Genomic DNA, 25,585 nt, shown 5'->3' with positions numbered 1-25,585 from the left:
CTGTGAACAAGTAGAGAACGTGATCGCGCCCCGCAAGCACGCATATTCGTTCATGCACGCCTCTTCTTGAGGGAAATGCGCAATCCAAGCGCACTATTTGCGAGCCATTCTCAACCCATCGCGCTTTCGCCACGCATGACGCTTAGCCGTGCGTTGGACGCGCTGCGTGCTCGGCCAAAGTCTTCGCATGGGACAAAACCATCGCCATAAGAATGGGGCTTGCTCAAGAGGGGAACTCGTACGGGCAAGCGGGTCGCGTTCGTTAGCGCTTGGGACAACTTTAATGGAGATTCCCATGCGTAAGTCTTTTTCACTTTTTGCCAGTGCCGGCCTGATGGCATTAGCAATTCCAATTGGTTCAACCGCGCTGGCTCAGGACGAAGCAGCGCCTTCCACATCCACCGAATTGTCACCTGATCAAACGGCCGCTTATGACAGTTGGCCACCTGATCAGCAGGCCGCCTATGACACGTGGCCGATGGAGACACGCGGATATTACTGGACACTCTCGCCTGATCGTCAGGAGCTGTTCTGGCGCCTGTCGGACGAGGATCGGGTGCTGATCACCTCCATGAGCGGACCGGACCGCGAATCGACATGGCAGGTGATTGAAGCGCGCGCATCAGGTGCAGCGGAGCCTGCACCGGCCCCCGAAGGTGAACCGGCAGACGCGCCGCCACCAGAAGGCTGAGAGTAAGGTGTGATCGGTCAAGTCCGGCCGATCATATCAATCGGAGCGAGCGGCGGGAGGTGCAGTGTCCTCTGCCTGAGGTGGATTTGCGCGAAACAGCACAAGTTTGCCTTTGCCGACCCGCCGTTCCGCTTCGATTTCCAATCCCTTGACCGAGACGTCTTCTTTGGCTGCCACTTCCAATGCGATCCAGGTGGCTGGGCCAATCCAATTGAGACGTTGAAACCGGTCCAGCGCGACCATTCCCGCGCCTGTAAAGTAGGGTGGGTCCATTAGAATCAAATCATACGATGCACGCGCCGGTCCCAGGCTCATGACAGAGCCGCCTTGCACATCGGCGCGGTCTCTCGCGCCCAGCGCCGCAATATTCGCGCGGAGCGTGTCGAGCGCTGCGCGATCTTGTTCTACAAATAGGCAATGCGCGGCCCCGCGAGAGAGCGCTTCGAGGCCCAAAGCGCCGGACCCGGCGAACAGATCTGCGACGCGTAGGTCTTCAAAGCTGCCCAGGCGACTGCCCAGCATACTGAACAACGTTTCGCGTGTCCGGTCAGCCGTCGGCCGGGTTGCATCGCCTTTAGGGGCGGTAACTTTGCGCCCGCGCCATTCGCCTGCGATGATCCTCATTGGCTCTGATTATCCTGCTTATTTTGCTTACGCGCCTGTTTCAGCGTGCTGACAAAACGGTCAAGATCGCCCTTGCGAATACGCACGGCCTGGCCGCGTCCCAAATCAGCCAGCTCAAACGGGCCATAGGCGGTTCGGATCAGGCGGCTGACCTCCAGACCGAGATATTCGAGCACCCGGCGAACTTCGCGGTTCTTGCCTTCCGTAATGGTCATTTCGATCCATTGATTGCGGCCACCGCCTTTGCCGCCGTGTTCCTTGTTCGCATTGATTGATCCGTAACGCACACCATCGATCTCAATGCCTTCGGCCAGGGCTTCGAGCTGTTCCTGTGAGACGTCGCCGAATGCGCGCGCGCGGTAGGTGCGGGGTATGCCACTGGCGGGCAGCTCCATTTGGCGCTTCAGTCCGCCATCATTGGTAAGCAGCAGCAGCCCTTCGGTGTTAAGATCGAGCCTGCCGATTGGCATCAATCGCGGGGTACCTTTGGGCAGGGCATTGACCAGCGCATCATAGATCGTCGCCCGGCCAGTGAAATCACGCTCTGCCGTCAGCAGCCCGGTTGGCTTATGAAAGGCATAGAGCTGCGATGGTTCAATCGGGCCGACCGCTTTGCCATCGACGGCGACACCGCGCAGGTTGGTGAGGAAGGTCGCGGGCGTTTCCACCGGCTTGCCATTCAGTGTGATGCGGCGATCATCGATCATCCGTTCAATCTCGCGGCGGCTGGCAATGCCTGCGCGTGCGAGCAGCTTGGCGATGCGGTCGCCCTCTGGGCGGTCTGCCGACCTTGGCGTTTTGGGGGGCGTTTTGGGAGAGTTTGTCATGGCTGGCTCGCGCCTAGGCCGTCCGCGGGCATCGCGCAACAATCTCGCGAGGTGTTGGGCCCGCCTAAGGGACGTCTATAGCGTGCCGATCAGGAACGCTGTAACGGTTAGGCGGCTGTCATCTGGTAGCGGTTTGCCCGGTGAAAGTGCCTGAGGCGGGTTCGGAATATAGCCGGAATGCAAACGGCATCCGCGATAGAGGATAAGGCGGTCGGGTTTCGCCTCAACTTCGCCAATCATCTCATAGCGGTCGCTATCGCCGTGGTGATAGCTTGCGGGCGGTGCATCAAATTCCGCATCATCCTCGGCCAGGCCTTGTTTGTAGGCCTGCGCCCGCTCCGCCGACACGGTCTCAAAGCCAGTGCGCCTGTGGCGATAAAAACTGGTCCCGCCTTGGTCCGCCCCTTGAGTGTATTGCACCACGGCAATCAGATTGGCCTCTGTGCCGTCATAATGCGGGATACGTTGAGGCGGGGAGAGTTTGCTGGGCGGTGTCGTAACAATCGAAAAGGCGCAGCTTTCGATGGTGATTTGCTTGGTAAGGCCAAATTCGCGAGCGAGCGCTTCAGAGAGCACTTGCCCCTTGGAGCTTAGATAGTTCGGATCAAGCGGGCTGCGAATACCCGGATAGCCCTGAGCTGGCGCGTAGCTGGCTCGGCGTCCGATAGTGATCAGGCGCTCCAGCTCTCCAGAGAAGCCATCAATGATCACGACTGGCTCGGCCTCTTTGCCAAAGCGGCGCACTTCATAGCTTTGCTGTGAATTGACGGTGTTCATAGAAAGGGCTTTACGCGCTCTTGGCCATGGCCGCTGCAATGGCCTCGTCAAAGCGGGCAATGCCGCCTTCCAATGTGCCTAGGGTGAGGTGATCAATCGCGCCGCTTTCGAGGCCCTGCTGACCCAATTCTGCTGCGCGGAAGTCTTCGCTGGCGAACACGCCGCCATCCAGCAGATCCCAGCTGCGCTCCCAATGGCTGCGCGCTTTGTCGGTCTGCGGTTCCTCTGGGATCAGCATGAAATCCTCAACTAGGGTATGATTGTGAGCGCTGGGCATCAACACCATGACGTTCACATAATCGGGGCTGGGGACAATGACGGTCGCAGGCAGCAATTGATAGGCAAAAGTAACCACCTGACGCAGCTGCGCCATGTCCTCAAAGTCCAGGCCCTCCATCTCTTCCAGCCGCCCAACCGCAGAGCGTTGATGTGGGCCAACATTATCGCCGCTGGTCACCCCATCCTTAAAGAACGGGCCAATGGTGTTCGCGTGCAGGCGGGTGACATGATAGCTTTCAAGGAAGGCATCCATGATCAGCTTCCAATTTCCCGCAACCGAATGAGTCTTGCGACGGAAGAGATGGGCCTGTCCCATGCCAAAGGCGGCAAAGTCTTCGCCCAATGTCTTCGCGTGACTGAAGTCTGCTGCCGCCTCAGGAGCAAACCAGATCAGCCCGCCCGCCTCAAGGGAAGGAAGCTCAGCCAGCCCATGCGCGCTCTTATCGAGGCCGGGGAAAGTCTCTGCACGGGGCAGGGCAAGTAGCTCCCCGTCCAATTTGTATGTCCACGCGTGATAGGGGCAGACCAGACGGCTGGTGCATTGCACCTCTTCAACCTCGACCAGCCGCGTGCCCCGGTGACGGCAAACGTTTAGGAACACATGCACCTTGCCGCTGCCATCGCGGGTAATCAGCAAAGGGCGACCCGTGCCATCATGCGGCACAGACATTCCCGGCTCTGGTAGTAAAGCAGAGGGTGCAAGCACTTGCGGGAGCCGGTCAAACAGCGCTGCTTTCTCTGCCGCGAAATGCGCAGGAGCTGTATAGAGGCTCGCAGGGAGCGTCTTGATCCCATCTTTTGGCCGCGTGCCGCCCACCTTGATTTGCTCGGCCAGGGCCAATTGACCTGCCGTCGGCCGCAAGATTTGGGCCGGGCCACCTGCTAAAGGTGTTGATGGCGTTGTTGGCGCGTTCATCGAAGCGTTCCTATTCCTCTCATCCGCGGGTAGTGTCGCAGAAATCGGTCAAGATCGAAAGACCGGGATCGCAAGACTGGGATCGAAAGGACGTTCGAATATGTCAGAGGCAGCGGCCAAGGCGAGCAAACCGGGCTGGGCAGAGGTCTTTCGCGCGATGGGCCAGAAAAAGACCGGCTATATGGCGCTGTTCGGCTTTGCCAGTGGTCTGCCCTTTGCATTGTTCCTAGGCACTTTGTTCGCATGGCTGAGCGATGCTGAGGTTGATCTGGAGACGATGGGCGTCTTCTCACTCATCGGATTGGCCTATGCGTTCCAATTCCTGTGGTCGCCGCTGATCGATAAGGTGAACATTCCCGGTATGCGCCGCCTGGGCAAGCGTAAGCAGTGGATCGTGCCCTCGCAATTGCTGCTGGGTGTTATCCTTGTGTCACTCGCGCTCAGCAATCCCACCAATGAAAGCATCGGCTGGTTCAGCCTGCTCGCAGGTATCGGAGCACTTGCCAGCGCGACGCAGGATATTGCGATCAACGCCTGGCGGATCGATGTCGCTGACGAGAAAGCGACGCTCGATATCCTCTCAACCGTCTATCAAATGGGATACCGGTTGGCCGCATTGGTTGGCGGGGCACTGGGCCTGATTATCGCCGCGCGGATCGGCTGGCCTCAGACCTATTTGCTGATGGGCGCGATCCTGCTCGGGATTGGCTTTATCGGCCTGTTCGCGCCTGACAGCGACAGCAAGAAACTGGCCGAGGGACAGCCTGCGGTCGTCGACGAGCTGTTCGTGGGTCTGCGCAAACAAGGCGAGCTGGAGCCCGGCATTCGCGCCAAGGCGCTGCTGGTGGTTGGCGGCTTATGGGCGGGCGCGATCGGCGTCGTGCTCACCTTCATGTATATGTCTTTGTTCTACGCGCCAGAGGACCGCCCGAACCCCACGGAGTTCACCGTCAATTGGGGGCCATGGATTATTGTTGCGACTGTGGTGGTGCCTGCGCTGATCGCGGGCTGGCTGGCGAGCCAAAAGAAGCAAGGCAATTATCTGCTCGCCGAAGACGCGCCTGCGCCGCAGGGCAGCGGTTTTGTAGTGGATCACCTCTACCGTGCGCTCGTTTTGCCATTGGTCGAGTTCGTCGGGCGCATCGGTTGGTCGCTGGTGCTGATCCTGTCGCTCGTTCTGACCTACCGGATTTGCGACGCGATCTGGGGCAGCTTTGCCTATCCGTTCTACCTCGGAGAGCTGGAATACACCAAAGACGAGGTTGCCTTCGCCTCAAAGTTCTTCGGCGTCGGCGCAATCATCCTGGGCCTTGCGCTGGGCGGCTTTATGCTCACCATGATGGGCCGGATGCTCACGCTGACGATTGGCGCTTTGCTCGCTGCGCTCACCAACCTGCTGTATGCCGATCTGGCGCTCGGCGGGGCGAATATGCAGACGGTCAGCGATGCAGTTGGCTTCTCCTGGGCGATCAGCCAAGTGCCCGTCATCGGCAGCCCGTCGCTTGCCAAGCTGACCTTCACAATATTCTTTGAAAATCTGGCGATCGGCATCGCTGGCGCGGCCTATATCGCGTGGCTATCCTCCATCGTGAATAAGAACTTCAGCGCGGTGCAATACGCTTTGCTGTCCTCGCTCACATTGCTGGTCGGCACATTAGGGCGCGGCGCATTGGGCGAGATGATTGAGGATCAGGGCTATTACGATGTCTTCATCCTGACGACGCTGATCGGCTTCATCGCGGTCGCCCTGTGCCTGGCCGAATGGTTCCGCCAATCGCGCAGCGGACCGACGGGATCAGGCGTTGTCACGCCAGAGGCGCAGCCAGCGGAGTAGGCTCCTTTGGCTGAGCCTCAGTTAACTGCGAAGCGCGATTGGTGGAGCGCGGTGACGCCCTATTTTGAGAAGGAATCGCTCGCGGCGTTCTTTGTCGGCGTGTCCTCCGGCTTTCCCTATGCGATGATCGGCGCGACGTTGACGACGCGGCTCGCGCAAGATGGGATCGACAAGGCGACCGTCACCGCGTTCACGCTCGCGTTTCTTGTCTACAATTTTAAAGTGTTCTGGGCGTGGGTGGTAGATGGCGTGCGGATCCCGCTGCTCGGCCGGTTGGGGCAGAGGGTTTCGTGGATGCTGCTATCCGGCGTAATGGTGATCGCGGCGGTGGTCAATCTCGCGCTGGTCGACCCATCGGGCAATCTGCCCGCGACAATCCTTGCCGCTGTGCTGGTCGGTATCGCCGGCGCGACATTCGACATTGTGATCGACGCCTACCGGATCGAGACGCTGAAGCCGTATCAGCTGGGCACAGGCTCAGGCATGAACCAATATGGCTGGCGCGTCGGCTCTGCGGGGGCAGGGGCCATCGCGCTGGTGGTCGCGGTGCGATATGGGTGGGAGGCAGCCTATCTCTCCTGCGCTTTGCTGGCGCTGCCCGCGATGCTCACCGCGCTGATCATGGGAGAGCCCGCGCGGCGGCGAGTCACAATCGCGCGCCAGGGTGTTTCAGACGTGTGGCAGTCGATCGCTGGCCCTTTCAAAGAGTTCTTTCAGCGCCACGGCGCGTGGCTCGTACTTGCCTTTATCCTCGTCCACAAAATCGGCGATACGTTGGCGAACCTTACATTCCGGCTGCTGTTCGATGATCTGGGGTTCAGCAATGATGAGATCGCAATTTACGACGTGGGTGTGGGCTTTTGGGCCTATCTGATCGGTATTTTTGTGGGCGGAATGATCTATGCGCGCCTGGGCCTGAAACGCTCGGTGCTGATCGCGCTGATCCTGATGGCGGTGTCCAACGTCAGCTTCGCGGCCTTGGCGACGGTGGGGCACTCAAATCTGGGACTGGCCTCGGCCATCGGGTTTGAGAATTTTGCGAGTGGTTATGGCGGCGTGGTAGTGGTCGCCTATTTCTCGGCGCTGTGCGACCTGCGCTTTACCGCGGCGCATTATGCGATGATCAGCGCGGCGGCGAGCATCGTCGGCAGGCTGATCACAGGGACCATGGCGGGCGGCCTGATTGAGGCCACGGGCTATGTGAATTTCTACTTGCTCACCACCGTTTTGGCGGTGCCGGGGATTGTACTTTTCTGGTGGATGATGCGCACTGGATTGGTCGACGATTCCATGGGCACGGCGGGCAGGGAGCAATTGGACCCCAGCTAGTCCGGGATCTCGTCATTCAGGCGCAGGACTTCGCCTGCCAGATAGAGCGATCCCGCGATAAGCACAGGGTAACCGTCCTCGGGAATATGCAGCAGCGCGTCTTCAATGTCCGATGCTGCTCGCGCATCGGGTCCAAATGCTTCGGGTGGGTGGCAATCTTGACCGGGCACCGGGACGATGGTGAGGCTGCGCACCGCATCGCCTAGCGGGTCGAGCAACGCGCGCGGATCTTTGTTGGCGAGCATGCCGAGGATTAGGTGCAGGGACTTGCTCGCAAATTCTGCCGCGATGGCTTCGCCTGCGCTTCGATTGTGGCCACCATCGAGCCACAAATTCCGCCCGGTCGCCAGCCTCGTCAGCGGCCCATCTGATAGGCGCTGCAGCCGTGCGGGCCATGTGGCGCTTTGCAGTCCTTGCATGATCGCGCTTTGCGAGATCGCTAATTTGTCCTGATGCCGGACCATAGCGATTGCCAGAGCGGCGTTGCTGGACTGGTGCTCTCCCGGCAATGCGAGTTCAGGGAAATGAAGGATGCCATGCTTGTCGCGATATCCTTCATCGCCGTAATTCCAGTCGCGCTCAATACGATACAGCAACGATCCAGCAGCGGCCGAGCAGACCTGAATTTGCTTACGCTCTGGGCTCTTCCAGTTGATGGAAAGCAGCGGCACGCCCTTTTTTGCAATCCCGGCCTTTTCGAACGCAATCCGCCGCATCGGCGCTGCCGCCAGCTCAACTGGCAGGCCTTCCTCGGCTGCGAGCAGGAACTTCTCGTGATCGATCCCCAGCGCCGCAATCCCGCAGGCCGCGAGCGCATCCGGCTCCAGCACATTGGTTGCATCTAAGCGCCCGCCAAGCCCGACCTCGACCACGCAGGCATCGGCGGGCACGCGGCTGAACGCCAGAAAGGCGGCGGCGATGGTGACTTCGAAAAAGCTCGGCCCCAGATCCTCGCAGGTGTTGAGAACCTCGGCCAACAACATCGCCAAATCCGCGTCGGAAATCAATTCTCCGGCTAGTCTGATCCGCTCGTTATAGCGCACCAGATGCGGGCTGGTGGTCATATGGACGCGGTAACCCTCCGCCTCCAGCATCGCGAGCAGAAACGCGCAGGTAGAGCCTTTGCCATTGGTGCCGGCGACGTGGAAAACCGGCGGCAATTTGCGATGCGGATTACCGAGCCGCTCCATCATCGCGGTGATCGTCTCCAACCCGATGCGGCCTTCCGGCACGCTCAGCTGGCTTAGACGGTCAAGCTGAGCCTGAACGCGCGGGTCGTCGGACTTTCCGAAATCCATCGCTTTACCGGCGACCAGATGCGTGCCTACGCCGCGACGGGCGGCTGCAGATAGTCGATGACATTGGCCAAAGTGGCTTTCAGATCATGACGCTTCACCACCATGTCGACCATGCCGTGCTTGTGTAGGTATTCCGCGCGTTGGAAGCCTTCGGGCAATTGCTCACGAATGGTGTCCTGGATCACCCGTTGTCCGGCAAATCCGATCAGCGCGCCTGGCTCTGCAATCTGGATATCACCCAGCATCGCATAGCTGGCGGTTACGCCGCCCGTGGTCGGGTCGGTCAGCACAACGATATAGGGCAGGCCGGCCTCTTTCAGGCGGCGTGTCATCACGGTGGCACGCGGCATTTGCATCAGGCTGAGAATGCCCTCCTGCATGCGCGCTCCACCAGCGGCGGTCACCACGATAAAGGGGCATTTGCGGGTCAGCGCGCGCTCGGCCCCAGCGCAAAACGCCATGCCCACGGCCATGCCCATCGATCCGCCCATAAAGCCGAAATCCTGCACCCCGACGACCGCAGGGTGGCTGTCAATTGTGCCCGATCCGACGACAAAGGCATCGTGATGCGGGTTGTTGGCTCGCGCGATTTTCAGTCGGTCGGTGTATTTCTTGCTGTCCTTGAACTTTAGTGGGTCTTCGGTGACCTGCGGCTGAGGCAGCAATTCAAACCCTTCGTCCAGCAGCAGGTTCAGCCGCGCATCGGCGCTGATCCGGCCGTGATGCTCACAGCGCGGGCAGACCGAGAGATTGTCCTCAAACTCCTGAACAAACAGCATTTCCTGGCAGGATTTGCATTTGATCCACAAATCCTTCTCAGAGCTGCGCTTGTCGCTAAAGCCCAGGGAATTGCGGACGCGGGTGAACCAGTTCATTTCAAAATCCTGTTTGCTTGGGCGATCTAGGCTCTAGCCGTGTGGACCGCGTGCGCCAATGCCGATGTCAGCTCTTGTAGCTTGGCGGGAGCCTGTGCGCCATATTCGCCGATGATTTCCACAAGTGCGGAGCCCACGACAACGCCGTCGGCGACTTTGGCGATATCGGCGGCTTGCTCTGGCGTGCGCACGCCAAACCCGACGGCAATCGGCAGGTCAGTGGCCGCTTTGAACCGCGCAACCGCCGCTTCGATGCTGTCCTGCGCGGCCTGCTGTTTGCCGGTGATCCCGGCGACAGAGACGTAATAGAGGAAGCCATTGGCGCCCTCCAGCACGGCGGGCAGGCGCTCCGCATCGGTGGTGGGCGTGGCCAGCGGGATCCAGTCGATGAGATGGGCATCGAGGTCCCATTTCAGCTCTTCGTTCTCCTCAGGTGGCAAATCGACGCAGATTACGCCTCTGACGCCCGCTTTGTAGCAATTGACGGAGAACCAATTCTCCCCGCGCCGAACCATTGGATTGGCATAGCCCATCAGGACCAGCGGAATGTCGGGATGCCGCTTGCCGAAGTCTGCGGCTATTGCGAACACATCTGCGGTCGTCGTGCCCGCGCCAAGGCTGCGCAGGTTCGCGCTTTGGATCGCGGGGCCATCGGCCATCGGATCGGTGAAGGGCATGCCCAGTTCAATCACATCCGCGCCGCCCGCGACCAGCGCATCAAGATTGGCCGCGGTGTCACCATCGCCAGCCGTGATGAAGGCGACCAGCGCAGGATGACCCTTGTGAAAGGCCGCAGTGAGTGGGGAAGGGGGACGTGTCATATTCCAGGGACATCCATAAACGTGCCGATAATACCGATTACCACCGAAGCTCCGACAGTAAATATGATCGCGCCTTCGATCCATATGGTCGAACCGAATGCAGCCCTAAAGCCAATCATTATGGGAAAGACGAGAAAACCCACTAGGAAGTATCGCGCGCCCCGTCGAGGGTCAAAACCAACTTCGAAATCAGAGAAATTTGCGCGGTCATACAGCGCCATAAACATAGCAATGCAGACTGCACCTAGAAAGGTGGCTAAAGCGGCCAAAGATAACTCGCCATCGAAAATGTAACCTGTGATGAGCAGCGCGGCGAGGGCCAGCCAGCCGACGAATTTTCGAAATTTCACGTCGCCACCCGAAGCTTTTCAGTCACCGCGTCACCGTCGCATGCGGTGATAAACGCGACGAATGCGGGGGTGGGTTTTGAGAAGGCGGATTGCAGGCGGGTCACGCTTTGTTGCCTCCCAATCGTGACTCAAGAATTCGGACTGGGATGGCTAGGATTGGAAACACGAACATCGCCAATTGAGCGGCCTTGCGGACGGCCAATGAACGATCACATCGATACACTTCATCGACCAAAATCACGATAGTCGGTTCGTCTGCGCTGCAGAATAGGCTGTAGTCGTAAAAATCTAGTGCTCCGTGCTCGAATATCTCAAACAGTGCAGCAACTCCTGCGACAATGAGCATCGTATTCGCAATGAGCTTGCGCGATGCGCCCGGCTTTCCGAAGAGACCAGAAAGCCACCAGTGGATTGCAAAGGCGATAGAGAGTGCAACGCCATAAGAAACTGCATGGCCTGGGCTGAGAATTCCGATGGGAATACCAGTGGGAGCGTCGGGATACTTCGTCATGGATTCCGCGATTTGCGCGTCCAACAGAGGGTCAATGATGAAGTATAAAACTGTCGCGAATAGCCAGATTACCAACAAGGAAATAGCCAGAGGCCTGCCCACTTCGCCTTCGGCGTTTCTCACATCTCAACCCCAAGCTTCTCCGCCACGGTGAAGATGTCTTTATCGCCGCGGCCGCATAGGTTCATCAGGATGATTTCATCCTCGCCCATTTGCTTCGCGCGCTCGGCAACGGCGGCAATGGCGTGGCTTGGCTCCAAGGCGGGGATGATGCCTTCGGTGCGGCACAGCAATTGGAAGCCATCGAGCGCCTCTTTGTCCGTCACGGCGGTGTATTCCACCCGGCCGCTTTCTTTCAGCCACGCGTGTTCTGGCCCAATGCCCGGGTAATCGAGCCCGGCGCTGATCGAGTGGCCTTCGGTGATTTGGCCGTCTTCGTCTTGCAGCAGGTATGTCTTGTTGCCGTGCAGCACGCCCGGCGATCCGCCCAGCAGGCTGGCGGCGTGTTCATCACCGTCCAGCCCGTGGCCTGCCGCTTCTACGCCCAACATTTTCACATCAGCATCGTCGAGGAAAGGGTGGAACAGGCCAAGCGCGTTTGAGCCGCCGCCAATGCACGCGACCAGCAAATCGGGCAGACGGCCCACGCGATCCAGCATTTGCGCGCGTGCTTCGGTGCCGATTACGCTTTGGAAATTGCGCACCATCTCTGGATAGGGGTGCGGGTAGGCGGCTGTGCCGATGATGTAGAACGTGTCGTGGACATTCGCGACCCAGTCGCGCAGCCCCTCGTTCATGGCGTCTTTCAGGGTCGCGCCGCCGCTGGTGACGGGCACCACCTCTGCGCCGAGCAATTTCATGCGGAAGACGTTGGGCGATTGCCGTTTGACGTCCTCTGCGCCCATGTAGATTACGCAGGGCAATCCGAAGCGCGCGCACACAGTCGCGGTCGCAACGCCGTGCTGTCCCGCGCCGGTTTCTGCGATGATGCGGGTCTTGCCCATGCGGATCGCGAGCAGGATCTGCCCGATGCAATTGTTGATTTTGTGCGCGCCGGTGTGATTGAGCTCGTCGCGCTTGAACCAGACCTGCGCGCCGCCTAGCGCTTCGGTCAGGCGCTCGGCATGATAGAGCGGGGAAGGGCGCCCGACATAATGCTTCATCAGGTCGTCAAACTCAGCCGCAAAGGCCGGGTCTTGCTGAGCCGCGCGATATTCCCGCTCCAGATCGAGGATGAGCGGCATGAGAGTCTCGGCAACATAACGTCCGCCAAACTCGCCAAAATGCCCGCGATCGTCAGGCTGGTTCTTAAAGGAATTGGGGGTGGTTTTGTTCATCGTGCGCCTTTGGGCATGTATTCAAGCGTTTCGGGCGGCTTCGCAGAAGGCCGCGATCTTGTCCACGTCCTTCACGCCGGGCGCGGTTTCCACCCCAGATGAGGTGTCGACCAGCTCCGCCCCGGTAGCGCGAATGGCTGGCGCCACGTTTTCCGCATTGAGGCCGCCGGCGAGGCCCCATGGCACCTTATGATCGTGCCCATGCAGCAATTCCCAGCGGAAGGTTTCGCCATTGCCGCCGGGCAACTCCTTTGCGGGAGCATCAAACAGGAAACGGTCGATCTTGCCGATGAACTTACTGGCGCGCTCCAGCGTTCCTTCGTCTCTCAGGCCAACGGCCTTCCAAACCTCAACATCGGTTTTCTCTCGCACCAATCCGGTCCATTCGGGCGTTTCGCCGCCGTGAAACTGGACGACGTCTGGCTTCACGTCCGCGATGATTTTGCCCATTGCGGTGACATCGGCGTTCACGGTCAGCATGACGGCCTTGACCGAGGATGGGATGAGCGCGCGCAGCCGCGCGGCCTCCACCAGCGAGACGTGGCGCGGGCTTTTCTCAAAGTGCACCAGGCCGATATGCGTTGCTCCAGCGGCCACTGCGGCCTCGATGGTCTCGGGCGTTTTGAGCCCGCAGATTTTGATTAATGGCGATGTGCTTGTCATGGGCGTGCTTTAGAGCTTGCAATGCGCAGCGCATAGCTAGAATTATCCGCTGCTGCACAGGTTTTGCTGGCGAATGTGCGCTTCAATTGGGGAATGTCTAATGCGTTTTACTGGGTTTTTGACGGCGTTTGCGGCGCTTTTTCTGGCGGCCTGCAATCCGGTTGCGGCAACGGAAGGCGCAGAGGCGGAGATTGCTCAGTTCCAGGAACGCTTTCAAAGCGGCGATTTGGACGCGATTTGGCGGACGACCCATCCGGAGTTTCGCAAGCTGGTGAAGAAACCGCAATTGTCGATAATGCTCACCGATTTTCGCGAAATTCTGGGCGAACTCGAAAGCACCAATCGTCAGAGCATCAATGTCAATTCAATGAATGGCACGACCAGCGTCGAGATTGTGATGCGCAGTCAATTTGCGAATGGCGAAGCGCTGGAGACGTTTGGTTACCGCGAGCAAGGTGAGCGATGGATGCTCATCAATTACGTGGTGCAATCGCCGCTGATCGACGATTACGACTTCTCAAAGCTTGAGGGTGATGGATTGATCTACGAAGCCGCACCGGAAGCGGCGGAATAGGGGCGAAGGTAACTAAGCTTAAAGCGTCGCTTCGATCGCTCTTGCAGCGGCGACTGGATCTTCTGCGCGGCTGATCGGACGACCAATTACCAGTACGCTCGCGCCATTGTCTCGCGCAGAACGCGGGGTCACCACCCGTTTCTGGTCGCCGGTTCCGCTGCCATTGGGGCGCAGGCCGGGGACGACGAAGAAGCCGTCTTTCCATTGCTTGCGCACCTGGCCAACCTCTTGGCCGGAGCATACGACCCCATCGAGGCCTGCATCATGTGCCAATTCGGCAAGCCGCATCACATGCGTTTCCGGGCTGCCATAAACGCCGGTGCGCGTGAGGTCGTTTGCGTCAAGGCTGGTGAGTGTGGTCACGGCGACGACTTTGCAGCCCTCGGCAGCCGCTGCCTTGGCATCTTCCATCATGGCGCGGCCACCACTGGCGTGCACGGTGACGATGGCCGGCTCGCACAAATGTACCGCCTGCATCGCGCCAGCGACAGTGTTCGGGATGTCGTGAAATTTCAGATCAAGAAAGATGGGCAGGCCAACATGCGCGATTTCATGGACGCCGTGGCTGCCATGCGCGCAGAAAAACTCCAGACCCAGCTTCACGCCGCCGATATGCGCTTTTACCTTTTCAAGCAGAGCCTTGGCAGGCTCAATTTGCGGCATGTCGAGCGCGAGATAGACCGGATTGCTCATATCAGGTGCTTTCAGGTTTCGCTGCGGCGGGGTCAGGAGTGAGGGTGCCTGTGTCCGGCATCTCAACCGCCTCGGGTGCGGCGTCCGGCGCAGGAGCATCCGAAGTCGCTGCCGGGGCGTGACGCTGAGACAGAGCGTTTGATTTCACCGCGTTCTCAAGGCTGCGGATGCGGCGATTGAGCGACCATTTCACCCCGCGGTGATACAGCCACATCGGTACAATACCGAGCATGAGAGAAATGATCACGATCGCGGGAAGCTTCGTTTCAAGAACAAGCCCGGGCCAGATGCGCAGCTCAGTCTCTTGGTCAAAATTGCCAAAGGTGAAGGCGATGATTGCAATCAGAATCGCAATCCAGATGATCGTGCGCAAAATTTGCATGCAGAGTTTCCTAAACGGCTAAGCCACTGGCGATGTTTGAGCGACCCAGAACCTAAGCCTTTTCAGCCTTGAGTCTAGCGTCAGCTACGCTGCGGTGCATCAGCCAAAGACGCGGGCAAACACCGTGTCGACGTGTTTGAAGTGATATCCGAGGTCAAATTTGTCTTCGAGCTGTTCGTTGGTGAGGGCGGCGGTAACCTCCTCATCACCCTTTAACAGGTCGAGCAATTGCAGTTGCCCATCCGATTCCCACACCTTCATCGCATTGCGTTGAACCAGGCGATATGCATCCTCGCGGCTGACACCGGCCTGGGTCAGGGCGAGCAGCACGCGCTGTGAGTGAACAAGGCCGCCCATCCGGTCCATATTGGCCTGCATGCGCTCTGGATAGACCAGCAGCTTGTCGATCACCCCGGTGAGGCGCGCGAGCGAAAAATCGAGCGCGATGGTCGCATCGGGTCCGATGTAACGTTCGACCGATGAGTGCGAGATATCGCGCTCATGCCACAGCGCGACATTCTCCAGCGCTGGCATGGCATAGCTGCGGATCATGCGGGCTTGACCCGTGAGGTTTTCGGTGAGGATCGGGTTGCGCTTATGCGGCATGGCTGAGGAACCCTTTTGCCCAGGTGAGAAATATTCCTCAGCCTCCAGCACTTCGGTGCGCTGCAGGTGCCGCACTTCCACTGCGAGGCGCTCAATCGAGCCAGCGATGACGGCCAGCGTCGCGAAATACATGGCGTGGCGATCACGCGGGATCACTTGTGTGCTGACCGGCTCAGGTTTCAGGCCAAGCTTTTGCGCAACATGTTCTTCAACCGCAGGATCGATATTGGCAAATGTGCCGACCGCGCCGGAGACCGCGCAGGTCGCGATCTCCTCGCGCGCCGCGATCAGGCGGGTGCGACACCGGTCAAACTCGGCATAGGCCTGAGCCATTTTGAGGCCGAACGTCACCGGCTCTGCGTGGATGCCGTGGCTGCGGCCAATGGTGGCGGTGTATTTGTGCTCTTCAGCGCGGCGTTTGATTGCTGCCAGCAGTGCGTCCAAATCCGTAAGAAGAATGTCAGACGCGCGCGCCAGTTGCACCGCCAGCGTTGTGTCGAGCACGTCGGAGCTGGTCATGCCTTGGTGCATGAAGCGTGCCTCATCGCCAACTTGCTCGGCGACCCAGGTTAGAAAGGCGATCACGTCATGCTTGGTCACCGCTTCAATCGCGTCAATCGCCTCAACGTCGATTTTTGGGTTCGTCGCCCACCAATCCCACAATGCCTTTGCCGCGCTTTCCGGTACCACGCCCAGCTCGCCCAGTTTCTGGGTCGCATGCGCTTCAATCTCGAACCAGATGCGGAATTTCGCCTCAGGTTCCCACAATGCGCTCATTTCCGGGCGGGCATAACGAGGGACCATGGCTTGAGAACTCCAGTGAGAAATTGCGTGGGTAAAGATGTGGCTGCGCGGCTATGCCGCATCTGTGCACTTGGCAAGGGCGAGGGGCGCGCATTGCCCCAGTTTCTGCATGAATTAGTATGCGCGACAGCCGGCTCTAAATTGTTTATCAATCGAATTGCTGTTTTCTCATTTGACAGCAGTATTTCGCGTTATAGTCTGGCGGCAATACAGGGAAAACGGGGCCTAATTCATGACATTCCAAGTTTCGCGGACGGCAGTTTCGCTGATCGCACTGTGCTGTTCGTCGGCGGTGATCGCGGGGGAAGAGCCGCTGTATCAGCCCGCGCCCGCTTGGATTGAGCCGGTCGTATTGGCCGAGGTTGAGCGTGATCCCACCAATCGGCAAATCGTCAACGACACTCAGATTCGCATCGAAAATGGGCTGAACTGGGAATACACCGATGTGGTTTACCGCGTCGCCAGCCTGTCTGACCTGTCCAATGTCGGCACTCTGACGGCGCAATGGCTGCCGGACAAAGGCGATTTGATCGTCCACGAGATTTCGATTCTGCGCGGGGACGAGGTGATCGATCTGGTCGAACAGGGCGAGGTTATGGAGGTGCTGCGCCGCGAGCGGATGCTGGAACGACGCATTTTGGACGGCTCCCTAACCGCGACATTGTCGGTCCCCGGCCTCGAAGTCGGTGATGAACTGCGCATGCGCTATTCAGTGACCAATTCCGATCAGGCATTGGGCGAAGAGGTCCAGACCCAGCGTTTCCTGTGGCGAGAGCCCAATAGGGTGGCCGATTTTGCGCGCATCCGCGCCTCATGGCCCAACGATCTGGATGTTCGGTACAAGGCAGGCCCCAACTTTGACCTGCCGCAGGTTGAGCAATCAGGCGGCCACAAATGGCTGGAGGTGACGCTGCCATTGGAAGAGGCCGACGAGCTGCCCAGTGATGCACCGCTGCGCTATCGCCGGGGCACAATGTTGCAATTGGGCACGTTTGCCGATTGGGCCGAAGTGTCCAGCACAATGGCCCCGTATTACGAGACCGATGGCGCACTCGACGGCCTTGATGATTTAATGGTCAAAGTAGAGGCCATTCGCACCGAACATACCGGCGATCTTGAGCAAGCCGTGGCCGCACTGGAACTGGTGCAAGAGGACATCCGCTATCTGCTGAACGGGCTGGATGGCGGGAATTACCTGCCCCAGGATGTCGCGACAACGTGGGAAAATAAATACGGCGATTGCAAAGCGAAGACTGTTATCTTGCTGGCGATCCTGGACCATCTTGGAATTGCGGCGGAGGCGGTGCTGGTTTCGAGCCGCGCAGGCAATGCCGCTCCAATTTCCTTACCAATCCCCGGTGCGTTTGACCACGTGCTGGTGCGCGCAGAGATAGACGGCAATCTGTATTACCTCGATGGCACATCGCTTGGCGCGAATATGCGTACGGTCGGCAATGTCCCACCGTTTGAATACAGCCTGCCCATTCGGACCGCCGGTGCGCAGCTTGAGCCGATTAAGCAGGTTCTGCCGCGCGCGCCGGAAGTAGAAATGGACATCGCGATCGATACCTCTGCTGGTCTGGATTTGCCCACGCTGGTGACCTTCGAGATAAAATTTTGGGACGCCGCCGCAGCGCAAATGAACGCTGAGGCGGAAAAGCTGAACGATGAAAGTCGAAAGCAGATTGGTCGCAGATTTGGCGGCGAAATGGCTGTGCTGGACGTGGAAGTCATCTCTGGCGAGGATGATAGCGAAGCGACCCTCCTGATGACTGGAATTTCCGAAAACCTATTCGCTTTCGAGGGTGCAAAGGGTGAAATTGACGCACCGATAGCGGCAAAGCAAATCACATTTGCGCCCAATCGTTCGCGCAAGGAATGGCGCGATTTGCCGGTTTCCGTTGGGACTAGCAGAAGCGTAGCCTACAGCATGACAATCACGCTGCCTGATGACTTCGATGGCTATGAGCTCACCGGCAGCGATCCGATTGACGTTGAGGTCGCTGGACAGCGCTACACGCGCCAGACGAGCTTGGACGATCGGGTGCTTCAAGTGTCCGAAATCGTGAGCACGCGGGGCGGTGAAATTTTGCCTGAGGCATTCCGCGAGGAACGCCGGAAAGCTGCTTAGCCTAGCTCGACAAGAGACGAAGCTGACGACCTCTGATGATGTGCCGCGCCGCTGGCGTTTTGCAAGAGGGGCGGATCGCAGCGTCCTGCAACCGCTAGAGGCGGCCTACGCGGAATTGATCGCCAATGATCCTGACGAGGTTGATCCGTATCTACACCGGGCCGGCTTTCGCTATGTCACCTATGATTGGGCCGGTTCGCTGGAAGATATGAACAAGGTCATCGAGCTTGAGGCGACGGCGGAATATTACGGCCAGCGCAGTTCTGTGCATTCGCAATTGCTCGATTTGGAAGCCAACAAAGCGGATTTGGAAGAGGCCTATGCGCTCGATCCCACTCCGTGGCGTGCGATGGATCTCGCCACCGCAATGGCCGACCTAGGGGACATCGCCGGTGCGCGCGAAATTATCGAATATGAGGACGGGGACGAGGAAGTTCGCCAAGGTCTCACGGTTGCTCTCGCAGAGCTGGATGCGATGGAAGGTCGGGCAAGCGAAGGATTCGCTACAATCAATGAAATGCTTGCCGATGATCCCAACGATTCAGGCCTGCTCAACGAAGCCTGCTGGTTCAGCGGAACATGGAATGTCGCGGTTTCAGACGGGATTTCCGTATGCACCAAGGCGGTTGAGAATAGCGGCGAATCGGCCAACATTCTTGACAGCCGCGCGATGATCTATCTGCGTAATGGCATGTTCGACAAAGCCATGGCCGATATTGATGCGGCGCTCGAATTGGAGCCGGATCAAACGGCCTCGGTGCTGCTGCGCGGCCTGATCCGGCTCCAGCGAGGCGACAAGGCCGGTCAAGCAGATGTCGACGATGCGCTGGCCCGGGAGCCAATGCTCGCAACGCGTTATCGGCGCTGGGGCTTTGACCTTTAGAATTGCCTAGAGGGGATGATTTGCCGTTCGGTCAGCACAGCTTTGCATGTCCGCATTCTTGTAACTAAGGTCATGGCTTCACGAACTTAGCTGCAAGGAGGCTTGGTCGTATGACGAACGCGGCAGAAATGACCTTGCAGGAGGAGCGCCTGTCGCCATTTGTGCGGGTGACCTTGCGCAGCTGGGCAAAGCTCTATTCCGGCGGGGCCGAAGTCTTTTGGCCGTTTACCGACATCATCGTCCGATTTTTTCTTGCGCAGAGCTTCTTTCGGTCGGGCTTAGTAAAGGCAGCAGACTGGGACAAAGCGGTTTTTCTGGCGGCGAATGAATATCCGGTTGGCTGGATGGCACCATATACCGCCGCTGCGGTGGGGCTGTCGATAGAGCTGATCGGTCCGGTCTTGCTGCTGCTTGGATTTTTTACCCGACCAGCGGCGCTGGCGATGGCGGTGCTGACGATTATTTCGCAGGCTGTTTATGTCCCCACGACCAGCAATGTGCTGATCTCTGCTATGCTGCTTTGGTACGTGTTCCATGGGCCAGCGGCATTCTCGCTCGACCGGCTGCTGTCTTCGGGCCTGAAAAACAGTGCATTGCCATTGGCGCGAACAGCGGTTCGATTTGGAGAGCTGCTGAAGGAGCGCGGCGCGCCCATGGCGATGATGCTGATCCGGCTTTGGCTGGCGCTCACTCTGTTGGCGTTTGCTGGTGTGTTTGAGCCTTCGGTGGCGTTAGCGACGTGGCTGCCGATAACTATCTTTACTGGCTTTCCAGAATGGCTGGCGATTGTCTTTGCGGTGTTGCTCGCGACAGGGTTTGCGGCGAGCCTGGTGTCCTATGCGCTTGTGCTGCTGATTGGCCTATTCATGATCGTCGGCGTGCATCCGAATATCACCTTCTACCCGATCCTGTTTCTGGCGATTTATGAATCGCGCGGCGCGGGCAGCGTGTCGCTCGACAACCTGATCTACGCCTGGATGGAAAGGAACATTCTGTTCGACCGGGATTATGCCGATATTCCGGATCATTGGCCGCATATTGTGGTGGTTGGCGCTGGTTTTGGCGGACTGGCGGCGGTTGCGCGGTTAAAGCGCCTGCCAGTGCGCATCACTTTGATCGATAAGCGCAATTACCACCTGTTTCAGCCGCTGCTTTATCAGATCGCCACGGCCACATTGAACCCGGCGGATATCGCGACGCCGATCCGCAGCCTTTTCAAACCCGATGGCAATGTGCGGGTGATTAAGGGAGAGGTTTCGGCGATCGATGCAGAGACCAAGACGCTGACTTATGGTGGCGGAGAGCTTGGCGATCAGACGTTGATCTATGACAAGCTGGTGCTCGCAACCGGGGCATCGCACAGCTATTTTGGCAAGGATGAATGGGGCGCCTTTGCTCCCGGTCTGAAGACGGTTGAGGATGGCGTTGCGGTGCGCGCATCGATCCTTGAGGCGTTTGAGCAGGCCGAGGCAAGCAATGACCCAGAGCGGGTGAAACGCTTGCTGACCTTCGTCGTAGTCGGGGCGGGGCCGACCGGTGTGGAGCTGGCCGGGGCAATTGCAGAGCTTGCCAAGATCAATGTCGAGCGGGAGTTTCGCACAATTGACCCCGGCAGCGCGCGAGTGATCCTGGTGCAATCGGGGCCGCGTGTACTCCCGGCCTTTCCTGAAGAATTGGCGGCGAAAGCTGCCGAATCGCTTGAAAAGCTTGGCGTGGAAATTCGCACTGGTGGGCGGGTGACAGAGATCGCCGCGCGCCATGTTATGATTGGCGATAAGACCAAGATTGAGACCGAAACCGTACTGTGGGCGGCGGGCGTCACTGCGTCTCCAGCGGGCAAATGGCTGGGCGCGGAATGCGACCGTTCTGGTCGGGTGCTGGTCGACGAGCGGCTGCGCGTGAAGGGCCAAACCGATGTGTTCGCAATTGGCGATACTGCGGGCAGCAGCGCATGGGATGGGCAGCCTGTCCCTGGACTTGCTCCCGCTGCGAAACAAGCAGGCGGCTATGTCGGCAGGCTGGTCGAGGCTGAGCTGCTGGGCAAGGAAAGCCCAGGTCCATTTGAGTATAAGCATCAAGGCAGCCTGGCGACGATTGGCCGCAAGTCGGCGGTGGCGGATTTTGGTGCTTTCAAGCTGTCAGGCGCGCTAGCCTGGTGGCTGTGGGGTGTAGTTCATGTCGGCTTCCTAACAGGAGCGCGCAACCGGGTGACGGTTATCCTCAATTGGGGGTGGAGCTTCTTTGCCAATCACGCTGGCGTGCGTCTGATCACGAAGTCCTGATAATCGGCGGTGCGTGATGAGGCTTAAATCAGTCCTTTCGCGCGCAGGCTCACATGCCCTTCGCGGCCAACGATCACGTGGTCATGCACGATCACGCCGAGCAATCGGCCCGCTTCGGCAATCTGCTTTGTGACTTGGATATCCGCGCGGCTCGGCTCCGGATTGCCGCTGGGGTGATTGTGGACGAGGATCATAGCACTCGCGCCAACATCCATCGCCTTACGAATAACCTCACGCGGATGGATGGAGGCTTCGTCAATGGAGCCGTCGCCAACATGGTGATCATCGATTAAGCGGTTCTTGGTATCGAGATATAGTACCCGAACCCGCTCGACTGTCAGATGCGCCATATCGATGGCAAGATAGTCCATCAGGCTCTGCCACGAGCCGAGCACTGGCTTATCCGTCACTTCGCTGCGCGCCATGCGCCGGGCAGCAATCGCCACACTCTTGAGCGCAGCCGCACTGCTGTCACCGATCCCTTTAACTTGTTTGAGGGCGGCAGGATCCGCATTCAGCACGGACGACAGCGAACCGAATCGTTTGAGCAGCGCCTTGGCGACGGGCTTTGTGTCTCCTTGGCGCATTCCGGCAAACAGTAGGAATTCCAGCACTTCGTAGTCGGCCAGTGCCTCTGCGCCGCCTTTCAGCAGGCGTTCGCGCAGCCGCGCTCTATGGCCAGCGCCCGCGTGCTTTCCGGCATCGCTACCGTTCCCGGTGCCGGGCTCATCGCCAAACATGTCTTCAGCTTGCGGCAAGCTGCCTCCTTATAACACGGCTATGCGCGCTAGTGTCTTGCTTGCATTGCCTTTAACGCTCGATGCGCGCAAGTGTGAGCTCATCATGGCGTCAGCCCAAACGGAACATCTTGAAGAGACGCCCAAGTGGAGCCTGTGGCCGCGCCGCAGACGTTGGCGCGCGCTCATATTGGTATTGTCGCTGCTCGGCATTGCTGGCGTTTGGGTGTGGATGGCGCGCGAGCAATATGCGGGCAATTTCATCGATGCGGAGCTGGCGAAGTTAGAGCTGCCAGCTGACTATGAGATCGTATCGATTGGCCCGCAGCGCCAGGTTCTGCGCAATCTGGTGATTGGCGATGCTGGACGGCCTGATCTCACAATTGAGCGGGTCGTGGTTGATCTGGAATACAGCTTCGGCGTGCCGTCTATCGGCACTGTAGAGGTGATCGGCGCGCGATTGTTCGGCTCTTATCGCGATGGCCAGTTAAGCTTTGGCACGTTGGATGAGGCGATTTTTGGCGAAAGCGAAGCGGAGCCGGGTCTGCCAGCGATCGATGTGAAACTGGTCGATGCACGCGGCCTGATTGAGAGCGATTATGGCGCGATTGGCCTAAAGGCATCGGGGCAAGGGCTGCTGACCGATGGGTTTGAGGGTGTACTCGCCGCGACGGCGCCGGAGCTGGCGATTGCGGGATGTTCACTGCAGGCTGCGACGCTTTATGGTGACGTCACGACGTCAGGTGGTGAGCTGGAGTTCGACGGGCCACTGAGACTGCGTGCGCTCGATTGTGCAAATGAAGGCGCGCAGCTCGCGAGTGCAGATGTGGCCACGCGTTTCACCCTTGCATCGGATTTCGCCAGTGCAGAGGGTGAATTGGATCTGACAGCTGAGCAATTGGCCATAGCTGGGTCAGAGGCATCGACGCTTGATGGCGATGTGCAACTAAGCTGGAAAGACGCCCAGTTGAAAGTGCGCCATGATTTGCGCGCGGACAATGCGGTGACGCCCTATGGCGCGGTGGCCGGGCTGTCGCTGGACGGCACGCTGAGGGCGCAAGCCAGCTTTGATGCACTGGAATGGGCTGGCCGCTTGGAGGGCGAGGGCGCAAGCATTGGCGGTGCCCTGACCGAGCAATTGCGGGCCTCCCGTAGCGCGGTCGAGGACACATTGCTTGAACCTTTGCTGGCTCGATTTCAGCAGGGTTTCGGTAGTGCGACACGCGATGGCACGGTGATCGCCGATGCGACATTGCGCGTTTCACCGGAAGTGACGAGCCTGATTGTGCCGGAGGCCCGCCTTAAGAGCGCATCGGGCGAGACTTTGCTCGGAATATCGCGCCTGGCATGGACCAGCCCGGTCGACGGCCTTGGCCGGCTTAGCGGCAATATCGCGACCAGCGGCGAGGGGATCCCGCGCATTTCCGGTCGGATGGAGCAGGTCGGCAATGGCAATCTTGCGCTGCGCCTGAGGATGGAAGAATTCGCAGCCGGGGACAGCAGGCTCGCCGTTCCAGAGTTGCTGGTGACGCAGGCGCCAAGCGGGGCTCTGAGATTTGCGGGCGATGTGCGGGCCTCTGGCGCGCTGCCGGGCGGCAGCGTTCAGGGGCTCAGCCTGCCGCTTGAAGGGACATGGTCGCCGCGCGGCGGGCTGATCGCGGGACAAAGCTGTGCCAATGTGCGGTTTGATCGCCTTGCGCTCTATGATCTCGCGCTGGATCGGCAAAGCCTAAGACTGTGCCCCGGCGTGGGCAGCGCTATGGTGCGTTACGATGATAGCCTCAAAATCTCGGCGCAATTACCCAGTCTGGCGCTGCGCGGAGAAATTGCTGGCAGTCCGCTGCTGCTCGATACTGGAGCCCTTCGGCTTGGCTATCCCGGCGTGGCCAATGCCTCCAATGTTCAGGCGGTGATCGGGACACGGGAAGAGGGGCTGAGCCTCTCGCTCGGCAACTTAGAGGCGAGCTTTGGCGACACAATCGGCGGCGCCTTCAGCGATGGCGAGGCGATGATTGGTCTGGTCCCACTCGATCTGGACGAGGTCAGCGGCAATTGGCTCTATGAAGACGGCATCCTTAGCATTGACGAGGCGCAGTTCCGCGTCACCGACCGGGAGGCAGTCGACCGATTTGAGCCGCTGATCGCGCGCGACGCCGTGATGGTGCTGAACGGCAGCGATATTCGCGCCGAGGCCATGCTGCGCCATCCCGGATCAGATCGTGAGGTCGTGGCGGTCGATATCGTGCACAATCTCAGCACAACCGTTGGCAACGCGCGTTTGGATGTAGGACGCCTTGCCTTTGATGATACGTTGCAACCCAGCGATTTGACGATCTACACCGACGGCGTCGTCGCCCTGGCAAAGGGTGATGTGAGCGGGCAAGGGCAGATCAATTGGACTGCCGATGATATCTCCAGCGGAGGTGTTTTCACCACAGAAAGGTTTGATTTCGCCGCCGCCTTTGGCCCGGTGAAGAACGCGCGTGCGACGGTTGAATTCACCGATCTCTTGGCGCTCACGACAGCGCCTGATCAGATAGTCGATCTCGGCTCCATCAACACAGGTATCGAGGTGCTGGATGGCAAGATCACTTTTGCTCTTGAAGAGGGACAGCTGGTCAAGCTGAAAGACGCGCGCTGGCCGTTCATGGGCGGAGAGTTGGTCATGCGCGGGGTCGACCTCAATTTCGCGGTGCCAGAGGAGCGGCGCTATATCTTTGAGATAATCGGGCTCGATGCGGGAACATTCATATCGGAGATGGAATTCGGCAATCTTGCTGCGCAGGGGATATTTGATGGTACGATCCCGATTATCTTCGATGCGCAGGGCAATGGCCGGATTGAGAGCGGTCTGCTGATCTCCCGGCCTCCGGGCGGCAATCTCTCTTATGTGGGAGAACTTGCCTATGAGGATCTGGGAACGATCTCCAATTACGCCTTCGATGCGCTGCGCAGCCTCGATTACAATCAAATGGCGATCACCATGGATGGGAGTCTGACTGGGGAGATTATCACCAGCGTTCGGTTTGACGGGATCAGTCAGGGCGAGGGCACTTCGCGCAATTTCGTGACAAAGCAAATCGCGCGCCTACCGATCCGGTTCAACATCAATGTCCGCTCACAATTTTGGGAGCTCAGCCGCCTGCTGCGCTCCACTTACGATTCCAACTATTTGCGTGATCCATGCCTGACGTCCGATCCAAAATGGCGCGCAAGCCGGTTTTTCCAGGTCGCTTGTCAGAACACGCCTGACGTCAATCCTGAAGACATTCCGGCAAATGAACTGTCCATTCAGCCTCAAGAAAGCGAGAATACGCCATGATCATGTGGAATTTGACCGATCTATGCGGCGCTGCCACAG

23 protein-coding genes are annotated in these 25,585 nt (G+C 59.0%); 8 read left to right on the top strand and 15 right to left on the bottom strand.

Going from position 1 to position 25,585, the window contains the following annotated elements:
• Nucleotides 1-295 precede the first annotated feature (295 nt).
• A complete protein-coding gene (locus AC0V6Z_RS13230) occupies nucleotides 296-691 on the top strand; it encodes a hypothetical protein (RefSeq protein WP_472638910.1) in 396 nt (131 codons plus the stop codon).
• A gap of 36 nt (nucleotides 692-727) precedes the next feature.
• Here AC0V6Z_RS13230 and rsmD read toward each other — a convergent pair whose 3' ends face one another.
• The 4 genes from rsmD to AC0V6Z_RS13210 form a co-directional block, all read right to left on the bottom strand.
• Nucleotides 728-1,315: a 16S rRNA (guanine(966)-N(2))-methyltransferase RsmD gene (gene rsmD / locus AC0V6Z_RS13225; RefSeq protein ID WP_472638909.1), complete on the bottom strand. Its 588-nt coding sequence runs from the start codon at nucleotides 1,313-1,315 to the stop codon at nucleotides 728-730.
• Nucleotides 1,312-2,142: a pseudouridine synthase gene (locus tag AC0V6Z_RS13220; protein ID WP_472638908.1), complete on the bottom strand. Its 831-nt coding sequence runs from the start codon at nucleotides 2,140-2,142 to the stop codon at nucleotides 1,312-1,314. The genes rsmD and AC0V6Z_RS13220 overlap by 4 nt, the downstream gene beginning before the upstream one ends.
• 75 nt (nucleotides 2,143-2,217) lie before the next feature.
• The gene (locus tag AC0V6Z_RS13215) at nucleotides 2,218-2,919 is read right to left on the bottom strand and encodes a DUF6445 family protein (protein WP_472638907.1); all 702 of its coding nucleotides are present in this window, start codon (nucleotides 2,917-2,919) and stop codon (nucleotides 2,218-2,220) included.
• 10 nt (nucleotides 2,920-2,929) lie between these two features.
• Entirely contained in the window at nucleotides 2,930-4,114 is a 1,185-nt protein-coding gene (locus AC0V6Z_RS13210; RefSeq protein WP_472638906.1) for an aromatic ring-hydroxylating oxygenase subunit alpha, read from the bottom strand.
• Between the two features lie 100 nt (nucleotides 4,115-4,214).
• On the opposite strand from AC0V6Z_RS13210, the gene AC0V6Z_RS13205 reads away from it, so the two are divergent.
• Nucleotides 4,215-5,948: an AmpG family muropeptide MFS transporter gene (locus AC0V6Z_RS13205; RefSeq protein WP_472638905.1), complete on the top strand. Its 1,734-nt coding sequence runs from the start codon at nucleotides 4,215-4,217 to the stop codon at nucleotides 5,946-5,948.
• Nucleotides 5,949-5,954: 6 nt separating this feature from the next.
• Nucleotides 5,955-7,277 (top strand): AmpG family muropeptide MFS transporter, encoded by a 1,323-nt coding sequence (locus AC0V6Z_RS13200; RefSeq protein WP_472638904.1) that lies wholly within the window; start codon nucleotides 5,955-5,957, stop codon nucleotides 7,275-7,277.
• Here AC0V6Z_RS13200 and AC0V6Z_RS13195 read toward each other — a convergent pair.
• The 7 genes from AC0V6Z_RS13195 to AC0V6Z_RS13165 form a co-directional block, all read right to left on the bottom strand.
• Nucleotides 7,274-8,575: a bifunctional folylpolyglutamate synthase/dihydrofolate synthase gene (locus AC0V6Z_RS13195; RefSeq protein ID WP_472638903.1), complete on the bottom strand. Its 1,302-nt coding sequence runs from the start codon at nucleotides 8,573-8,575 to the stop codon at nucleotides 7,274-7,276. The two genes, AC0V6Z_RS13200 and AC0V6Z_RS13195, sit on opposite strands and share 4 nt — an antisense overlap.
• Nucleotides 8,576-8,601: 26 nt before the next feature.
• Nucleotides 8,602-9,450, bottom strand: a complete 849-nt coding sequence (accD, locus tag AC0V6Z_RS13190; RefSeq protein WP_472638902.1) for an acetyl-CoA carboxylase, carboxyltransferase subunit beta — start codon at nucleotides 9,448-9,450, stop codon at nucleotides 8,602-8,604.
• A 26-nt stretch (nucleotides 9,451-9,476) separates the two neighbouring features.
• Nucleotides 9,477-10,271 carry a tryptophan synthase subunit alpha gene (gene trpA / locus AC0V6Z_RS13185; RefSeq protein ID WP_472638901.1) on the bottom strand — a complete coding sequence of 265 codons (795 nt, stop codon included), beginning with the start codon at nucleotides 10,269-10,271 and terminating at the stop codon, nucleotides 9,477-9,479.
• Nucleotides 10,268-10,621 (bottom strand): hypothetical protein, encoded by a 354-nt coding sequence (locus AC0V6Z_RS13180; protein WP_472638900.1) that lies wholly within the window; start codon nucleotides 10,619-10,621, stop codon nucleotides 10,268-10,270. Before AC0V6Z_RS13180 ends, trpA begins: the two co-directional genes overlap by 4 nt.
• 100 nt (nucleotides 10,622-10,721) lie before the next feature.
• A complete protein-coding gene (locus AC0V6Z_RS13175; protein WP_472638899.1) occupies nucleotides 10,722-11,255 on the bottom strand; it encodes a hypothetical protein in 534 nt (177 codons plus the stop codon).
• Complete coding sequence (trpB, locus tag AC0V6Z_RS13170; protein WP_472638898.1) at nucleotides 11,252-12,469, bottom strand: tryptophan synthase subunit beta; 1,218 nt, start codon at nucleotides 12,467-12,469, stop codon at nucleotides 11,252-11,254. Before trpB ends, AC0V6Z_RS13175 begins: the two co-directional genes overlap by 4 nt.
• A gap of 21 nt (nucleotides 12,470-12,490) precedes the next feature.
• A complete protein-coding gene (locus tag AC0V6Z_RS13165) occupies nucleotides 12,491-13,132 on the bottom strand; it encodes a phosphoribosylanthranilate isomerase (protein ID WP_472638897.1) in 642 nt (213 codons plus the stop codon).
• Between the two features lie 100 nt (nucleotides 13,133-13,232).
• On the opposite strand from AC0V6Z_RS13165, the gene AC0V6Z_RS13160 reads away from it, so the two are divergent.
• Nucleotides 13,233-13,706, top strand: coding sequence for a hypothetical protein (locus tag AC0V6Z_RS13160; RefSeq protein ID WP_472638896.1), 474 nt, complete (start codon nucleotides 13,233-13,235; stop codon nucleotides 13,704-13,706).
• Between the two features lie 18 nt (nucleotides 13,707-13,724).
• On the opposite strand, the gene pyrF is transcribed toward AC0V6Z_RS13160, so the two are convergent.
• The 3 genes from pyrF to purB form a co-directional block, all read right to left on the bottom strand.
• Nucleotides 13,725-14,399 (bottom strand): orotidine-5'-phosphate decarboxylase, encoded by a 675-nt coding sequence (gene pyrF / locus AC0V6Z_RS13155; protein ID WP_472638895.1) that lies wholly within the window; start codon nucleotides 14,397-14,399, stop codon nucleotides 13,725-13,727.
• A 1-nt stretch (nucleotide 14,400) separates the two neighbouring features.
• On the bottom strand, nucleotides 14,401-14,781 hold the full coding sequence (locus AC0V6Z_RS13150) for a DUF1049 domain-containing protein (RefSeq protein WP_472638894.1): 381 nt from the start codon (nucleotides 14,779-14,781) through the stop codon (nucleotides 14,401-14,403).
• 99 nt (nucleotides 14,782-14,880) lie between these two features.
• Nucleotides 14,881-16,191 carry an adenylosuccinate lyase gene (gene purB / locus AC0V6Z_RS13145; protein WP_472638893.1) on the bottom strand — a complete coding sequence of 437 codons (1,311 nt, stop codon included), beginning with the start codon at nucleotides 16,189-16,191 and terminating at the stop codon, nucleotides 14,881-14,883.
• 232 nt (nucleotides 16,192-16,423) lie between these two features.
• Here purB and AC0V6Z_RS13140 point away from each other — a divergent pair, with 232 nt between their 5' ends.
• From AC0V6Z_RS13140 to AC0V6Z_RS13130, 3 genes are all read left to right on the top strand, one after another.
• Complete coding sequence (locus AC0V6Z_RS13140; protein ID WP_472638892.1) at nucleotides 16,424-18,322, top strand: DUF3857 domain-containing protein; 1,899 nt, start codon at nucleotides 16,424-16,426, stop codon at nucleotides 18,320-18,322.
• A complete protein-coding gene (locus tag AC0V6Z_RS13135) occupies nucleotides 18,273-19,205 on the top strand; it encodes a tetratricopeptide repeat protein (protein ID WP_472638891.1) in 933 nt (310 codons plus the stop codon). Before AC0V6Z_RS13140 ends, AC0V6Z_RS13135 begins: the two co-directional genes overlap by 50 nt.
• Nucleotides 19,206-19,315: 110 nt before the next feature.
• Nucleotides 19,316-21,487, top strand: a complete 2,172-nt coding sequence (locus tag AC0V6Z_RS13130; RefSeq protein WP_472638890.1) for an FAD-dependent oxidoreductase — start codon at nucleotides 19,316-19,318, stop codon at nucleotides 21,485-21,487.
• 23 nt (nucleotides 21,488-21,510) lie between these two features.
• Here AC0V6Z_RS13130 and radC read toward each other — a convergent pair whose 3' ends face one another.
• On the bottom strand, nucleotides 21,511-22,245 hold the full coding sequence (radC, locus tag AC0V6Z_RS13125) for a RadC family protein (RefSeq protein WP_472638889.1): 735 nt from the start codon (nucleotides 22,243-22,245) through the stop codon (nucleotides 21,511-21,513).
• An 85-nt stretch (nucleotides 22,246-22,330) separates the two neighbouring features.
• Between radC and AC0V6Z_RS13120 the strand changes: the two genes are divergently transcribed.
• Nucleotides 22,331-25,546 (top strand): intermembrane phospholipid transport protein YdbH family protein, encoded by a 3,216-nt coding sequence (locus AC0V6Z_RS13120; protein WP_472638888.1) that lies wholly within the window; start codon nucleotides 22,331-22,333, stop codon nucleotides 25,544-25,546.
• Nucleotides 25,547-25,585: the final 39 nt, after the last annotated feature.

This window comes from Erythrobacter sp. SN6-5 (assembly GCF_057364945.1).
The sequence above is the reverse complement of the archived record's forward strand: the minus strand, read 5'-3'. Positions and strand labels throughout refer to the sequence as shown.

Bases quoted from the DNA above. Each gene is read 5' to 3' on its own strand.
- AC0V6Z_RS13195 (WP_472638903.1), bottom strand. From the start codon at position 8,575: ATGGATTTCGGAAAGTCCGACGACCCGCGCGTTCAGGCTCAGCTTGAC.
- AC0V6Z_RS13220 (WP_472638908.1), bottom strand. From the start codon at position 2,142: ATGACAAACTCTCCCAAAACGCCCCCCAAAACGCCAAGGTCGGCAGAC.
- AC0V6Z_RS13140 (WP_472638892.1), top strand. From the start codon at position 16,424: ATGACATTCCAAGTTTCGCGGACGGCAGTTTCGCTGATCGCACTGTGC.
- AC0V6Z_RS13230 (WP_472638910.1), top strand. From the start codon at position 296: ATGCGTAAGTCTTTTTCACTTTTTGCCAGTGCCGGCCTGATGGCATTA.
- rsmD (WP_472638909.1), bottom strand. From the start codon at position 1,315: ATGAGGATCATCGCAGGCGAATGGCGCGGGCGCAAAGTTACCGCCCCT.
- AC0V6Z_RS13165 (WP_472638897.1), bottom strand. From the start codon at position 13,132: ATGACAAGCACATCGCCATTAATCAAAATCTGCGGGCTCAAAACGCCC.
- AC0V6Z_RS13160 (WP_472638896.1), top strand. From the start codon at position 13,233: ATGCGTTTTACTGGGTTTTTGACGGCGTTTGCGGCGCTTTTTCTGGCG.
- pyrF (WP_472638895.1), bottom strand. From the start codon at position 14,399: ATGAGCAATCCGGTCTATCTCGCGCTCGACATGCCGCAAATTGAGCCT.
- AC0V6Z_RS13215 (WP_472638907.1), bottom strand. From the start codon at position 2,919: ATGAACACCGTCAATTCACAGCAAAGCTATGAAGTGCGCCGCTTTGGC.
- accD (WP_472638902.1), bottom strand. From the start codon at position 9,450: ATGAACTGGTTCACCCGCGTCCGCAATTCCCTGGGCTTTAGCGACAAG.
- AC0V6Z_RS13210 (WP_472638906.1), bottom strand. From the start codon at position 4,114: ATGAACGCGCCAACAACGCCATCAACACCTTTAGCAGGTGGCCCGGCC.
- AC0V6Z_RS13150 (WP_472638894.1), bottom strand. From the start codon at position 14,781: ATGCAAATTTTGCGCACGATCATCTGGATTGCGATTCTGATTGCAATC.
- trpA (WP_472638901.1), bottom strand. From the start codon at position 10,271: ATGACACGTCCCCCTTCCCCACTCACTGCGGCCTTTCACAAGGGTCAT.
- purB (WP_472638893.1), bottom strand. From the start codon at position 16,191: ATGGTCCCTCGTTATGCCCGCCCGGAAATGAGCGCATTGTGGGAACCT.
- AC0V6Z_RS13130 (WP_472638890.1), top strand. From the start codon at position 19,316: ATGACGAACGCGGCAGAAATGACCTTGCAGGAGGAGCGCCTGTCGCCA.
- AC0V6Z_RS13120 (WP_472638888.1), top strand. From the start codon at position 22,331: ATGGCGTCAGCCCAAACGGAACATCTTGAAGAGACGCCCAAGTGGAGC.
- AC0V6Z_RS13205 (WP_472638905.1), top strand. From the start codon at position 4,215: ATGTCAGAGGCAGCGGCCAAGGCGAGCAAACCGGGCTGGGCAGAGGTC.
- trpB (WP_472638898.1), bottom strand. From the start codon at position 12,469: ATGAACAAAACCACCCCCAATTCCTTTAAGAACCAGCCTGACGATCGC.